Below are 13,772 nucleotides of genomic sequence, written 5' to 3'. Positions count from 1 at the left end.
TCGGAAGTGAAACGTCTTAGCGCCGATGGTAGTGTGGGGCTTCCCCATGTGAGAGTAGGTCATCGCCAAGCACCTAATTAAGAAAGCCCTGCTACGTTGTAGCAGGGTTTTTTTTCGTCTGCAGGAAGTTGTTCTGTCGCCAGGCTACCAAGCTCCCAAGCTCCCAAGCTCCCAAGCTCCCAAGCTCCCAAGCTCCCAAGCTCTGGGCTGAGTAGATCATCACTAAGCACCTGATTAAGACTCTCTTTAAGCAACTGGCCGCTACGCAATAGCGGTTTTTTTTATCTGAAGGTAATCGCCTGTTCGACTGGGTGTTCTTCACTAGGCGCTTGATTAAAAACTCCCAGACTTCCTATGAGATTTCAGCGCTAGGTTGTAGCAGGTTTTTGAATCGAAAGGAGTAGTGATTTTGCTACTGATCCTTAGATGCTCGGTGTTGATTAAAGCTTGCAGATTTATAGTATTACGCTGAGATTACCGTCGGGTATCCGATACGCGTTTCTTGTAAACGATCAGTGTGGCAGTGCCGATTTGGGAGGAGGCTATGATATGTTTTAGGTTAGATGGTGATGTTTTGCTGTTACTAAGAGAGCAGAGGCTGGAACCAGAGAAGTGAGTTCAAATGAGAGAGGAGGAACTCAATCTCAGGGCTAAGGCCGCAGAGATTGAGTTTGTGTCAGGACACCGGTATCAGAGCGCGTCTACGTCGGTTTCACCTGTACGGATACGAATAGCTTGTTCCAGAGGTGTGACGAAGATTTTACCGTCTCCGATTTTACCGGTATTGGCTGTTTTGCTGATGGCTTCGATAACCTGATCAAGCATGTTCTCATCGATCGCAGCTTCAATTTTCACCTTAGGCAGAAAATCCACCACGTATTCGGCGCCACGGTAGAGTTCGGTATGACCTTTTTGGCGACCGAAGCCTTTTACTTCAGTCACGGTGATGCCCTGAATGCCGATTTCTGACAGAGCTTCACGTACGTCATCCAGTTTGAACGGTTTAATCACCGCGCTTACCAGTTTCATCATTGTATCCTCACTTGGGTCTGCTTTTGTGCGCTTTATAAGCGCTTCAGACAATTGGAGTTTAAGCCTAAAATCTGGGAGGCAATTATACCCAGCTTTGGCTGTTTAATAAATCAACGGTGCAGCAGCAGTGGAGGAACGGGTCAGTATGTGTCGCTGCTGCACTGTTGAAAACCTGATTAATTAACTTTTGTTACCAAATTCCGGGTAGGCTTCCATACCGCATTCGGCCAGGTCGACACCCTGATATTCTTCTTCCGCACTGACCCGGATGCCCATGACCTTTTTCAGGATGGCCCAGATGACCAAACTGGTGGTGAATACCCAGATGAAGATTGTTGCTGCGCCGATAATCTGGCCGCTAAAGGTGGAGCCATCATTGGTTACCGGTACCAGCAGAAGGCCCAGCAGACCGCATACGCCATGCACTGAAATGGCACCTACCGGGTCATCAATGCGCAGCTTATCCAGAGATAAGATGGCAAAGACCACCAGAACGCCGCCTACAGCACCGAACAGGCTGGCCTGCAGAGGTGTTGGTGTGGATGGTTCTGCGGTGATGGTTACCAGGCCTGCCAGCGCGCCGTTCAGCAGCATGGTTAAGTCTGCTTTACCAAACAAAGCCCGTGCGGTTAAGAGTGCACAGATTCCACCGGTCGCCGCTGCTGCATTGGTGTTAAGGAATACCATAGCAACGCTGTGAGCGCTGTTAATATCGCCCAGCTTCAGTACTGAGCCACCGTTAAAGCCGAACCAGCCCATCCACAGGATGAAGGTACCAAGAGTTGCCAGAGGCAGGTTTGCACCGGGAATAGCTTTTACTGTATTGCCCTTGTATTTACCGTGGCGGGGGCCGAGCAGCAGAACAGCTGCCAGCGCTGCACTGGCACCGGCCATGTGAACAATGCCTGAGCCGGCAAAGTCAGAGAATCCAAGGTCGCCTAGATTATAAAGGCCGAACACGTCATCACCGTTCCATGTCCAGGCGCCTTCTAACGGGTAGATTACACCGGTCATAACGACGGCAAAACTCAGGAATGCCCACAATTTCATACGTTCAGCAACTGCGCCGGATACAATCGACATGGCAGTGGCTACAAATACTACCTGAAAGAAAAAGTCAGATGCAGGGGAGTACACAGCATCGCCGTCAAATCCGTTACTGGCTGAATCTGACTGAACCTGACTGATGTCCAGATCACCGATGCCGTCGAGGAATATACCTCCGCCATACATGATCTGATAGCCGCACAGCAGATACATAAAACATGAGATTGCGTATAACGCGACGTTCTTGGTAAGTATTTCTGTGGTGTTTTTGGATCTTACCAGCCCTGCCTCTAACATCGCGAAGCCTGCTGCCATCCACATAACCAGTGCGCCGCATACCAGGAAATAAAAGGTATCCAAAGCGTACTGTAGGGCAAATATCTGATTTTCCATCATATCCTCCAGTTAATTGCTGATTCTTTAGTGATCATTGTTATGTGTTCTATGGCAGAAAATGTGCCACTAATTTTTTATCTATAAATAACAAGCGGTTATGTGTTTTTGGGCTGATTCATTTTCTGTTGCACTGGTTGCTGGTTTTAAGAGCGGGGCTGTTTTGGCGCGTGATATATTCAGCCTTGCACTTTTTTGGTGCGCATGTTCGCAACGGATATAGGTGTTAAAAGAAGAGGGGCTTGATATATTTGCAACATTAAGATGAAAGAAGCCGGCATAGTCGGATATCAGAGGGTTTATGATCAATCAGGCATTTTTACAGGGGCTAAGTGAGCAGCTTGGCCAGTTAATGAATAAGGCGCCGGGCGGCAGTGCGAATCTGCAGAGTCAGATTCAGGGAGTATTACAGGGCGCGTTCAGTAAGATGGATCTGGTGAACCGGGAAGAGTTTGATGCGCAGTCTGCTGTGCTGGCCCGAACCCGTGAAAAGCTGGAAGCTCTGGAGCAGCAACTGGCGGATATTGAATCCCGCATGAGTAAATCAGACACCTGATAACACAGGTGTTGTCGTCACAATTCATTTCTTTAAGCGTTTACCAGGGAAGGTTATATGGCGCTCGCAGTACTTAATACCCGGGCACAGTTAGGTGTCAGTGCACCACCGGTCAGTGTGGAAATACATTTGTCCGGCGGATTACCCTGTTTTGCAATTGTTGGATTACCTGAAGCGGCTGTGAGAGAAAGCCGGGAAAGGGTGCGCAGTGCATTACTTAATTCCGGTTTCGATTTTCCTGCACGACGGATTACCGTCAATTTAGCCCCGGCAGATTTACCTAAAGAGGGCGGGCGGTATGACCTGGCCATTGCATTAGGCATTTTACTGGCCAGTGATCAGATCAAGGTTAACCGTCATCAGACGTTTGAGTTCATGGCTGAGCTGGGGCTGGGAGGTGAGTTACGCCCGGTCCGGGGAGTATTGCCTGCTGCGCTGGCCTGTCAGCGAACGGGTAAAGGATGCTGGGTAGCACAGGAAAATGTTGCGGAAGCCTCTCTGGTGGATGATCTGGCGGTTTACAGCGCGGCTGATTTACTCAGTGTCTGTAACCGTTTAGCGGATGAACAGAAATGTTTACCTGCTATCGCAGAGAATATCTGTGTGCAGCCTGCTGAAATAGCCGATATGGCGGATGTAAAAGGTCAGCATCAGGCCCGCCGTGCTCTGGAGGTAGCGGCTGCGGGCGGTCATAATATTCTGTTTGCGGGGCCTCCCGGTAGCGGTAAGAGTATGCTCGCGTCCCGTCTGCCCGGTATTTTGCCGGCGTTATCCCGCCATAACCTTTTGGAAACCGCAGCGATATATTCTGTCGCAGGTCTTGATCCCAGTAAGTTGCTGGCCGGTATCAGGCCGTTTCGTGCACCTCATCATACGGCGTCTTCAGTCGCCCTGGTGGGCGGTGGCAGCAGGCCCCGGCCAGGGGAGATTTCGCTGGCCCATCAGGGCGTTTTGTTTCTGGATGAATTGCCGGAATTTCCCCGCTCGGTTTTGGAAGTTTTACGTGAACCGCTGGAGTCCGGCAAGGTTGAGGTTTCCCGGGTGGCTCAACAACTGAGTTTTCCTGCCCGTTTTCAGTTGGTTGCGGCAATGAATCCGTGCCCCTGTGGCTTTATGGGGGATCCGGACGGGCGATGCCGTTGTACACCGGATCAGGTCAGGCGTTATCAGCATAAAATATCCGGCCCATTGATGGATCGGATCGATTTATTTGCCTGGGTGGCAGGGCTGCCTGCTGAGCAGCTGTTAGCCAAAGAGCGTGGTGAGAGCAGCGCTGCTATTCAGGAGCGTGTGATGCTGGCATATGAGAGGCAGTTACAACGGCAGGGCTGCAGGAATGCTGAGCTGTCTGCCAATGATCTTGAGGTGTATTGTGCGTTGGGTGTACCTGAGCAGACTATGTTGATTAATGCGGTGAAGCGCTTGAAGTTATCTGCCCGGGCAGCGCACCGTGTTCTGAAAGTCGCCAGGACGATTGCTGATTTAAATCAGACGGATGTAATTGGGGAGGCTGCTTTGCTGGAGGCGCTAGGTTTCAGGTTTAGCGGTAAGGAGATGGATTAGCGGCCGGTCTGCTTTTGGTTAGCCGCGGAAAGCTGGCTGTTTTGCAGCATGTTAAAAAAGTCCTGGAAGGGCATTGGGCGGCTGTAAAGAAAGCCCTGAGCCTGGTAACAGCCGTGTTCTATCAGGAAGTCGTGCTGGAGGCGGGTTTCAACGCCTTCAGCGATGACTTCAATGTTCAGGCTGCGGGACAGATTGATTATAGCTTTTACAATTTCCCGGTCATCCTGCTGCTCAATGACGCCACTGGTAAATGAGCGGTCAATTTTCAGACTGTTTATCGGCAGTTTCTGTAGCAGGGTGAACGATGAATAGCCGGTACCAAAATCATCCAGTGAGAAGGTAATACCCAGCTGATTAAGTTCTTCAATGCCCTGGCGAACATGGGCTTCGTTGCTGAACAGGGCTGATTCGGTCAGTTCGAATTCCAGCACAGAAGTATCGATCCGGTATTTTTCAATCAGCCTTTGAATTGTCCGGCTCAGATAGCGGTCTTCAAACTGGCGGAATGAAAGGTTGACGCCGATTCTACCGATATCCAGCTGGGCCCGCTTAATTGCCTGCATATCCATGCCTGCGCGATAAATAACCCAATAGCCGATCGGTACGATGAGGCCGGTGCGCTCTGCCAGTTCGATAAATTCGCCAGGTGCGATCAGGCCACGCTCAGGGTGTCGCCAGCGGATGAGGGCTTCAGCACCAATAATAGTGCCGGTGCGAATGTCTACCCGAGGCTGATAAAACAGTTCGAACTGTTCTTTCTGGAGGGCAAGTATCAGGTCCGGTTCAAGGTCATTATATTCACCTTCGGTGTCCGGCAGGCTGCTGGCAAAAAAGTTGTAGCTGCATTCACTGCGCTGTTTAGCCTGTAGTCTTGCCTGATGGGCCTGAAAGATAATGCTGTCAGCATCCTGTTGTTGTCTTGAGATGCTGATGCCGACACTGCAGGGCAGAGTGAATTCCTGATTATTCAGCTGATAAGGTTCACTCAGGGATGCAAGTAAGGCTTCACAGACCGGCTTCAGGTCGGTTTCGGTATCACGGTTTTGTTCCGGCAAATAGAAGAGGCTGAATTCATCAGCCCCCATGCGTGCTATATCGCAGTCAAAAATGTTTGCGATCCGCTGCGCCAGAATCTGAACAATCCGGTCGCCTGCCTGACTGCCGTTAAGATGGTTAAAGCGGCTGAAGCCGTCCAGGTCGATATTGAGCAGCGCAATGCTTTGCTGGCTGCTGTTCAGGGTGTCGCATAACCGGGTATAGAAATAGTGGCGGTTCTGCAGTCCGGTTAAGAGGTCATTTTGCGGTGTTGAATATAATGGCTCAGACGGATAGGCCTGCAATTGCGGAGCTGGTTTAACGGAGTAGCGGATAATCCGTTTCAGCCGGTCAGCAGTAAGGTCTGAAGCAACCAGGTATTCTCTTGCGCCTGCGGCAATAAAGCTCTGGTTACGAAACCGGCTGAAGGTGTGTTCGAAGGCAATGACAGGAATGTCGGGATATTGCTGGCAAAGTTGCTGCAGAAGCAGAATCGGGTAATGGCCAGGTAAGCGTGTTTGCAGAAAAATGACATCCGGTCGGGGTGTCAGTATTGCATTAAGATGTTCAGGGGATGACTGGCGACATGCAAACAGGGGTTCTTCAGCGAGCAGCTCTGCCAGTCGCCGGGTATCGTCATCGGTGCCAATCAGTAGACAATCAACACCGGATTGTATGCATGTGGGTTGAACAGAAGTCATAAGACATCTCAAAACAAAGCTGTTGAAAACGTCCTGTAACTGTTTACCATCGTTTTGCAATTCTAAGCGATGCCATTCCGTGACATAATTGCAACCTGAGGTTTTACAGCCTCAGCTCAGTAACTGAGCAGGTTGACTAGAAGTTTGCAAAGATACTTATTTCTAAAAATCCATACGCCTTATTCATTCAAGAGTAACATGGCGATAGCTGTGATCAAATATTTTCTGTCACAAAAAGTGTTTTAAAAATAAGATCTTACATGTTTTTGTGGGGTTTGTTTTTAAAGCAACAATAGTTTATCGGCATCATCGGGCAATAACTTTAGCTATTTTTTCAGGTTTTTATGGCAAAACTTAATCCTCGCCAGCAAGAAGCGGTTGATTACATCAGTGGGCCGCTGCTGGTTCTGGCCGGTGCAGGCTCAGGCAAAACCAGTGTAATTACCCGGAAGATCGCTTATCTGATTGAGACGTGTGGCATTAAGGCTCATAACATAGCCGCGGTTACCTTTACGAATAAAGCTTCCCGGGAAATGAAAGAGCGGGTAGGTACGCTGGTGAAAGGCTCTGCCACTCGCGGGTTGACGGTCTCTACGTTTCATAATCTGGGACTGAATATCATCCGGAAAGAGCACAAAACCCTCGGCTTTAAGAAAGGCTTTTCGTTATTTGATGATCAGGATACCAAGTCACTGCTGAAAAGCCTGATGCTGCACAACAATGAAGATGTAGATCAGGTCGATGCGGTACAAAATACTATTTCGAACTGGAAAAACGAAATGGTCAGCCCTGAGCAAGCGCTTGTTCAGGCGCAGGGACCTGCAGATATTTTGGCTGCCAGAGCATATGATGCTTATTCGCAGAGCCTCAGGGCATATAATGCGGTGGATTTTGATGATCTGATTTTATTGCCTGCCCAGTTATTCCTGAATCATCCGGAAGTGCTGGAACGTTGGCAAAATAAGATCCGTTATCTGTTAGTGGATGAATATCAGGATACCAATACCAGTCAGTACCTGCTGGTTAAGATGCTGGTTGGTATACGTGGGGCATTAACCGTGGTGGGGGATGACGATCAGTCTATCTATTCATGGCGGGGCGCACGGCCAGAGAATCTGAATCAGTTGCAAACCGATTTTCCCAGCCTGAAGGTGGTTAAGCTTGAGCAAAATTATCGCTCGACCGGCCGTATTCTGAAAGCAGCTAACTGCGTTATTTCGAATAACCCGCACGTGTTCGATAAAACCCTCTGGAGTGATATGGGCTATGGTGAGCCGATCCGGGTGGTATTTAACTCTGATGAAGATGCTGAATGCGAACGGGTAGCTACTGAGATTCTGGATCAGCACTTACGGGTGCGCCGGCCGTTCAAGGATTTTGCCATTCTTTACCGTGGTAACCATCAGGCCCGTCTGCTGGAAATGAAGCTGCAGAGCTATCAGATTCCTTACAAGCTGAATGGCGGAACTTCCTTTTTTGCCCGTGCTGAAATTAAAGACATCATGTCCTATATGAAGGTGCTGGTGAATCCGGATGATGATAACGCTTTCCTGCGGATCATTAATTTACCCCGCCGGGAGATCGGTCCGACGACCCTGCTAAAACTGGGTGAATATGCCAACTCCCGTCATATCAGTCTGTTTAACGCTTGCGACGAGCTTGGGCTTGAGCAAGTGTTGCCGCCAGCAGCGGTAGAACGGTTGCGCCGTTTTAATAACTGGTTACAGGGTATTCTGGAGCAGTGTGAGCGGGGTGATCCTATCGAAGGGATCACCAAGATGATCGATGATATCGATTACACCGGCTGGATTATGCAGAACAGCTCCAGTGATATTGTCGGTGAAAAGCGTATGCAGAATGTCTGGTTTCTGGTGGATTCACTGCGCAGTACGCTGGAACGTTTACAGGAAGATGATCCTGATGCGGGTATCCGGGAAACCATCGCCCGTCTGATTCTGCTGGATATTATGGAACGCCAGGAAGAAGAGGATGATTCGGATAAGGTGCAGCTGATGACCCTGCATGCCTCGAAAGGATTGGAATTTCCGTATGTATATCTGATCGGGATGGAAGAAGAGTTACTGCCTCACCGTAACAGCATTGAAAACGGTGATATTGAAGAAGAGCGGCGGCTGGCCTATGTGGGCATTACCCGGGCTAAACAGGAGCTGACTCTGACACTGGCAAGGCAGCGCAAACAGTACGGTGAAAAAGTCGATTGTGCGCCGAGCCGGTTCATCGAAGAGATTCCGCAGGATGATCTGGTTTATGAAGGTAAGGGAGATGTTTGTGAAACCACGAATAAAGCCCGTGGACGGGCGACCCTTTCCGGTTTACGGGATTTGCTGGATGATCTTTAAGAACTGATTATTACGGGAATAAAAAAACCGCTGTCTGTTACCAGGCAGCGGTTTTCTTTTATCAGCTCGCTGATCAGTTGGCTTAGTTAGCGCTGTCGATCATGTACTGGATAGTGTCTTGCATTTCCTGCTCGGAACAGTCTGAACAGGTACCGTTAGGTGGCATTGCGTTGATGCCGTTGATCGCGTTAGCCAGCAGCGTTTCCATGCCTTTGTTTGCACGGTCAGCCCAGTCGGCAGTACCGAATTTAGGTGCGCTTAAAACACCTGTGCCGTGACATGCTGCACACTTAGTGTTGTAGATGTCTTCAACAGAACGGGCACCGCCACCGCTGGAAGCAGATGCTACAGGGCTTGCAGTTGCACACTCTTCACCTTCGATACATACATTGCCTACAGGCTTCAGGCGATCAGCAATCGCAGCATTGTCATCGGTGTTTGCTAGTGTAGTGGTTGCCAGGAAGCCCACAACCAGGGCAAACAGGGCAGAAACAGCTTTGGCAGCAATATTACTCACAGTCACGACCTCATTCATCGCTTAATTTTTAAAGTCTGACAACTGTTCTTTGATGCCGGTTTTGGAGCCGGCCAGTGTTTGGCAACAGTTGCGTATAAATCTTGTCGGCGTGGATTATAGCGGTAAAAGCCTACAACGAAAATGGGGACTTTACACGGTGAGTCAATTATTTAGTCGATAGTAGGGTAAAAAGTCTGACATCTTCGCAGGAATGGGTATACGCCTTCAAAGCGATTGCTCCAGCATGTTGGATTGTGTTGAGTGATTTCGGGTAGTTTGCAGGCTTTATAAACTATCAGTTTGTTTTGGATCAGAGTATTTCGGTGGAAGCGAGCGTTTACTTTTACATATTGGAGAGGAGCAAGCCTCTTAATTTAGCTTAAATACTAAGGCTTTTATACGGTTGACTCAGTTTCAGCGAGAGTTCGCTTCGTCTGCCCTTTCTTCAGATTTGCCACTAATAAGCCGCCTTATAAAGTAAATAACGGCGAGCAGTAGCAGTAATAGTGGCGCAAGCATGCCCCAGATCCATACAGTGTCTTTTTGTGTATGGGGTTCTGATGTAGGGATGGTTTCATCACTGATGTCGTGTGGGCGGGTTAACTGTTTACTGCTGGAGTTTGTGTCCGGGAAGCTTGAGTAGCTGGTGGCTATGTTTCTCTGTTCTGAGCTTGCATAGGCTAAGTAATCCGGACTTGCGGTGCCGGCAGTATTGTTTCCTGAGTCTGAGCCACCAGAACCAGATTCGCCGGAGCGAGATCCACCGGAACCGGAGCTGCCAGAGCCAGAGTATCCAGAGCTTCCTGAACTGGCATAGGCTGTTGGGTTATAGTCAGAGCCGGACTTACCTGAACCAGAATCTGGGCTACCTGAAGCAGAACTACCTAAGCCTGAATTGCCAGAGCTTGAGCTACCGGAGCCTGAGCTACCGGAGCCGGCTCCTCCTGAACCTGAACCGCCTGATCCACCAGAGCCTGAGCCGCCAGATCCTCCAGAGCCCGAACCACCGGAACCTGAACTACCGGAACCGAAGCCACCAGAGCCTGAACCACTGGAACCTGTTCCGCCTGATCCTCCAGAGCCAGATCCTCCAGAGCCGGAGCCCGAATCAACAACAGCAGCCAGATCGCCGATAGAGTTGCCTACGGAATTTCCAAGCTGGGTAAAGCTGCCGATAACACCTGCCGCCAGCAGGGCGGCAATCAGCGTATATTCAACGGTTGTCAGGCCCGTCTGTCGATTCCTTGTGGAGCTCACCTGCAATTCTCTCCATGATTTTTTAATGACTACAGAATACCTTTAAGCCTAGTCAGGAACCGGTCACCGGGCAAAAATCTGTTTTTTGTGATTTTTTGCTGAAGAATATCCCGATAATGGATAGACAGCCCTGAGCATCATCGGTAATATACAGCCCGCGTCGAAAGCCGCATTGATGCGCCCGTAGCTCAGCTGGATAGAGTAGCAGGTTCCGATCCTGTTGGTCGGGGGTTCGAATCCCTCCGGGCGCGCCAATTATTCACGTAATGTGAAACCTTAGCCGGTATAGCTCAGCTGGTAGAGCAACTGACTTGTAATCAGTAGGTCCCGAGTTCGACTCTTGGTGCCGGCACCATTTCTGCTTCTGAAGTCTCAGGGCAGACCGCTGCGGAGCGGTAGTTCAGTTGGTTAGAATACCTGCCTGTCACGCAGGGGGTCGCGGGTTCGAGTCCCGTCCGTTCCGCCACTTTTTTTAGGTTTATAAAGAATACCTGCCTGTCATCTGTTCAGGTCAACGGGTCGTGGGTTCGAGTCCCGTCCGTTCCGCCACTTTTTTAGGTTTATAAAGAATACCTGCCTGTCATCTGTTCAGGTCAGCGGGTCGCGGGTTCGAGTCCCGTCCGTTCCGCCACTTTTTTTTAGGTTTATAAAGAATACCTGCCTGTCACGCAGGGGGTCGCGGGTTCGAGTCCCGTCCGTTCCGCCACTTTAAGCCTCGCATATCTCAATTTAAGAGTGCGGGGCTTTTTGTTTTCCGGCATTTGTTGTCCTGCTCAGTTGGAGTACGGGTATCTGCTCTTTACCGCCATAGCTCCTAAGAACCTGGGTTTTCTGAATCAGGGGCATTCCGGCCGTTGATTATTCATGGGCTGTCTTAAGAAGACTCCTACATGGTTCCGGTATGCTTTCCTATACTGTGCACGGGATCTGTTGACGAGCAGTACGTTATTGCATCTTGTTACCTGCGTGTTTCTGGCGGATTCCCTAACAGTTGGAAGGGTGATTTGTTTTGGCCAAAGAGAGAACGTTATCGGCAGGCAGAACGGGCCGTTTATTAAAGCTTGGCCGTCTTGTTGGCGGGATTGCCGGCGAAATGCTCTATGAAGGTACAAGTCAGTTGGTGGCCGGGAAGCAGCCCAGGGCTTTAGATCTTCTTCTGACGCCGGCGAATGCCAGGCAGTTGACCGAAAGGCTGTCTGAGATGCGCGGTGCCGCGATGAAAGTTGGACAGCTGCTTTCTATGGAGGCTGGTGATTATCTTCCCGCTGAACTGACCGATATTCTGGCAAGGCTGCGTGAGAGTGCTTATTCAATGCCCCGGGAGCAGCTGGTAAAGGTTCTGCAAGATGCCTGGGGCCAGGGGTGGGAGAATGATTTCGAGCAGTTCTGTTTTACCCCTCTTGCAGCGGCATCTATAGGCCAGGTACATGAAGCCAGAAGCAAAGGTGGTCAACACCTTGCCATAAAAATCCAGTATCCCGGGATTCGCGACAGTATCGACAGTGACGTTAATAATGTTGCAAGCCTTCTGAAAATCCTGCGGTTGGTGCCTAAGCATTATGATCTAACCCCTTTATTGGAAGAAGCTAAGCAGCAACTGCATCAGGAAGCAGATTACTTTGCTGAAGCAGGCAATATTGCAGAATATCAGCGTTATTTGGGGGATGATGTTAATTTTGAACTGCCTGTCGTGGATCGGTCACGAAGTACCGCGGATGTTCTTAGCATGTCGTTTGTCCCGGGTGTTCCGATTGAATCGCTTATCACAGAGCCGGAGTCGGTCCGCAATCAAATCGCCACACGTCTGCTGGCTTTGCCGTTAAGAGAAGTATTCGAATGGGGGCTGGTACAGACCGACGCCAATTTCAGTAATTACCGTTATCAGCCGGGTCAGGGGCGTATTGGTCTTCTGGATTTTGGAGCAACACGGCGCTATCACGCAGATTTTATTGCGACGCTGAATCAATTGATGAACGCTGCAAGCAGGGATGATTTTTCTGCTATCGAAACTCATGCCGCAGAACTTGGTTATTTGCGCGGGGATGAAACAAAGCTATACCGCCAGGGGCTATGCAGGATGATCTATACCGTGACTGAACCTCTGCGGGGTCAGGAGATCTTTGATTTTGGCCGCTCGGACCTGTCGCAGCGGGTTGCTGAGCAGGCAATATCTTTACGGCTGCATCAGCGTTACATGCATCTGCCGTCCAGTGATGTGCTCTTTCTGCACCGTAAATTTGCCGGTACCTATTTGCTGTGTGCCCGTTTGCGTGCACAGGTAGATATAGGTGCACTGATGTCGCCTTATATACAGTAGCCGCTATGTTATGTGCTGTTCAGGCAGTGTTCTGAGATGTTTTTTCAATGAGTCAGAACTGGCCGAGTTTCTCGGCTCTTTCCAGGAGACTCAACAGTCGGGAATGGGCTTCAGATTGTTGCCAGCTGTTATCTCTGCACCAGGCGCTTAATGTAACCAGGAATATACCGGTCAGTACGATTTCCTCCGTCTGTCTGCGTCGCCCACCCGCGCGCAGTCCAGCCATATCACGCCACAGCTGGACCAGGCGTGAAAGATCAAAAATCATGGGCACCCAGTGATGAATGTGTGGCAGATGCAGCTTCGATTTTAACATCTGAGCTGTCACATTGTGGTAAGGTGCGAGCGCTTCAAACCAGCGCCAGATGATCAGCTCCAGGCGGGCAGTGGCGGATAGGTGATTAATATCATCTAGACCCGGTGCCAGCATGGCTTCGAGTGCCTGTGTAAACCAGGCATCAGCGATTGCGTTGGTATCGGCAAAGTGGCTGTGAATTTCGTGTATTGATGTGTCGCAGTGGTCCGCTAACTCCACAAGGCTGAGGTCGTACCAGTTACCCTGCTCCTGCGCCAGCTCTAATGCTGCATTGAGTATATGGCTGGCGTCTGTAGTTTGTGACTTATGTTGAGCAGTATTCATAAGATTATATTACCCGGCCGGATATAGTTGCCCGCTTCCCCCGTGGGCGATGATCTTCACCGTGTTTTTTCCATCAAGCACCGTCTGTTTATAGTATAGGGTAGTCATTAACGTAACGGCTCTTCACTGGCTGTCTGTGACGCAGGACTGAAATAATCCTGCTGGTAATCAGTAAGTCTTGGATTAGAGCCTCGTCCATTCTGCTACTTTTCCTCATGTTCCAGTGTTTGCTTTGCCGTTTTTTGAGCTTCGGGTGTCCGGTTTATGTCTGAAGTCTGGAGTGTTGTTGAGCTGGCAGCTGTGTTGGGTGTGTATTGTCTGCTGTTTCTTAACCTGACATTTTTGTAAGTTTTA

11 protein-coding genes, 3 tRNA genes and 1 rRNA gene are annotated in these 13,772 nt (G+C 49.9%); 8 read left to right on the top strand and 7 right to left on the bottom strand.

Features of this window, described 5'->3' with window-relative positions; genetic code table 11:
* A 5S ribosomal RNA gene (gene rrf, locus JYB63_RS23720) occupies window positions 1–71 on the top strand; the annotation flags it as partial.
* Between the two features lie 619 nt (window positions 72–690).
* Here the strand turns inward: rrf and glnK are convergent.
* Together glnK and amtB are read right to left on the bottom strand one after the other, a co-directional pair.
* Window positions 691–1,029, bottom strand: a complete 339-nt coding sequence (glnK, locus tag JYB63_RS22400; RefSeq protein ID WP_205660159.1) for a P-II family nitrogen regulator — start codon at window positions 1,027–1,029, stop codon at window positions 691–693.
* Between the two features lie 183 nt (window positions 1,030–1,212).
* The gene (gene amtB / locus JYB63_RS22395; RefSeq protein ID WP_205660158.1) at window positions 1,213–2,472 is read right to left on the bottom strand and encodes an ammonium transporter AmtB; all 1,260 of its coding nucleotides are present in this window, start codon (window positions 2,470–2,472) and stop codon (window positions 1,213–1,215) included.
* A gap of 301 nt (window positions 2,473–2,773) precedes the next feature.
* Between amtB and JYB63_RS22390 the strand changes: the two genes are divergently transcribed.
* Together JYB63_RS22390 and JYB63_RS22385 are read left to right on the top strand one after the other, a co-directional pair.
* Window positions 2,774–3,028 (top strand): accessory factor UbiK family protein, encoded by a 255-nt coding sequence (locus JYB63_RS22390; protein ID WP_205660157.1) that lies wholly within the window; start codon window positions 2,774–2,776, stop codon window positions 3,026–3,028.
* A gap of 57 nt (window positions 3,029–3,085) precedes the next feature.
* Entirely contained in the window at window positions 3,086–4,591 is a 1,506-nt protein-coding gene (locus tag JYB63_RS22385) for a YifB family Mg chelatase-like AAA ATPase (RefSeq protein ID WP_205660156.1), read from the top strand.
* Here the strand turns inward: JYB63_RS22385 and JYB63_RS22380 are convergent.
* The gene (locus JYB63_RS22380) at window positions 4,588–6,327 is read right to left on the bottom strand and encodes a bifunctional diguanylate cyclase/phosphodiesterase (protein WP_205660155.1); all 1,740 of its coding nucleotides are present in this window, start codon (window positions 6,325–6,327) and stop codon (window positions 4,588–4,590) included. The genes JYB63_RS22385 and JYB63_RS22380 overlap by 4 nt on opposite strands.
* A gap of 344 nt (window positions 6,328–6,671) precedes the next feature.
* Here JYB63_RS22380 and rep point away from each other — a divergent pair, with 344 nt between their 5' ends.
* Window positions 6,672–8,687 (top strand): DNA helicase Rep, encoded by a 2,016-nt coding sequence (gene rep / locus JYB63_RS22375; RefSeq protein WP_205660154.1) that lies wholly within the window; start codon window positions 6,672–6,674, stop codon window positions 8,685–8,687.
* Between the two features lie 82 nt (window positions 8,688–8,769).
* On the opposite strand, the gene JYB63_RS22370 is transcribed toward rep, so the two are convergent.
* The 3 genes from JYB63_RS22370 to JYB63_RS22365 all read right to left on the bottom strand — a co-directional run bounded on the left by JYB63_RS22370 (window position 8,770) and on the right by JYB63_RS22365 (window position 10,319).
* Window positions 8,770–9,204, bottom strand: a complete 435-nt coding sequence (locus JYB63_RS22370) for a c-type cytochrome (RefSeq protein ID WP_315981455.1) — start codon at window positions 9,202–9,204, stop codon at window positions 8,770–8,772.
* A gap of 680 nt (window positions 9,205–9,884) precedes the next feature.
* Entirely contained in the window at window positions 9,885–10,019 is a 135-nt protein-coding gene (locus tag JYB63_RS23560; protein ID WP_272873604.1) for a hypothetical protein, read from the bottom strand.
* 69 nt (window positions 10,020–10,088) lie between these two features.
* A complete protein-coding gene (locus tag JYB63_RS22365; RefSeq protein WP_205660152.1) occupies window positions 10,089–10,319 on the bottom strand; it encodes a hypothetical protein in 231 nt (76 codons plus the stop codon).
* Between the two features lie 319 nt (window positions 10,320–10,638).
* Here JYB63_RS22365 and JYB63_RS22360 point away from each other — a divergent pair.
* From JYB63_RS22360 to JYB63_RS22345, 4 genes are all read left to right on the top strand, one after another.
* A tRNA-Arg gene (locus JYB63_RS22360) sits at window positions 10,639–10,715 on the top strand.
* Window positions 10,716–10,740: 25 nt separating this feature from the next.
* Window positions 10,741–10,816 (top strand) — tRNA-Thr (locus tag JYB63_RS22355).
* A 34-nt stretch (window positions 10,817–10,850) separates the two neighbouring features.
* A tRNA-Asp gene (locus JYB63_RS22350) sits at window positions 10,851–10,927 on the top strand.
* 543 nt (window positions 10,928–11,470) lie between these two features.
* Window positions 11,471–12,778 (top strand): ABC1 kinase family protein, encoded by a 1,308-nt coding sequence (locus JYB63_RS22345; protein ID WP_205660151.1) that lies wholly within the window; start codon window positions 11,471–11,473, stop codon window positions 12,776–12,778.
* 52 nt (window positions 12,779–12,830) lie between these two features.
* On the opposite strand, the gene JYB63_RS22340 is transcribed toward JYB63_RS22345, so the two are convergent.
* On the bottom strand, window positions 12,831–13,418 hold the full coding sequence (locus tag JYB63_RS22340) for a TetR/AcrR family transcriptional regulator (protein ID WP_205660150.1): 588 nt from the start codon (window positions 13,416–13,418) through the stop codon (window positions 12,831–12,833).
* Window positions 13,419–13,772: the final 354 nt, after the last annotated feature.

The sequence above is a fragment of the Aliamphritea spongicola genome, assembly GCF_017051665.1.
GTDB classification, from domain to species: Bacteria; Pseudomonadota; Gammaproteobacteria; order Pseudomonadales; family Balneatricaceae; genus Amphritea; species Amphritea spongicola.
The sequence above is the reverse complement of the archived record's forward strand: the minus strand, read 5'-3'. Positions and strand labels throughout refer to the sequence as shown.

Bases quoted from the DNA above. Each gene is read 5' to 3' on its own strand.
- glnK (WP_205660159.1), bottom strand. From the start codon at position 1,029: ATGAAACTGGTAAGCGCGGTGATTAAACCGTTCAAACTGGATGACGTA.
- amtB (WP_205660158.1), bottom strand. From the start codon at position 2,472: ATGGAAAATCAGATATTTGCCCTACAGTACGCTTTGGATACCTTTTAT.
- JYB63_RS22390 (WP_205660157.1), top strand. From the start codon at position 2,774: ATGATCAATCAGGCATTTTTACAGGGGCTAAGTGAGCAGCTTGGCCAG.
- JYB63_RS22385 (WP_205660156.1), top strand. From the start codon at position 3,086: ATGGCGCTCGCAGTACTTAATACCCGGGCACAGTTAGGTGTCAGTGCA.
- JYB63_RS22380 (WP_205660155.1), bottom strand. From the start codon at position 6,327: ATGACTTCTGTTCAACCCACATGCATACAATCCGGTGTTGATTGTCTA.
- rep (WP_205660154.1), top strand. From the start codon at position 6,672: ATGGCAAAACTTAATCCTCGCCAGCAAGAAGCGGTTGATTACATCAGT.
- JYB63_RS23560 (WP_272873604.1), bottom strand. From the start codon at position 10,019: ATGCCAGTTCAGGAAGCTCTGGATACTCTGGCTCTGGCAGCTCCGGTT.
- JYB63_RS22340 (WP_205660150.1), bottom strand. From the start codon at position 13,418: ATGAATACTGCTCAACATAAGTCACAAACTACAGACGCCAGCCATATA.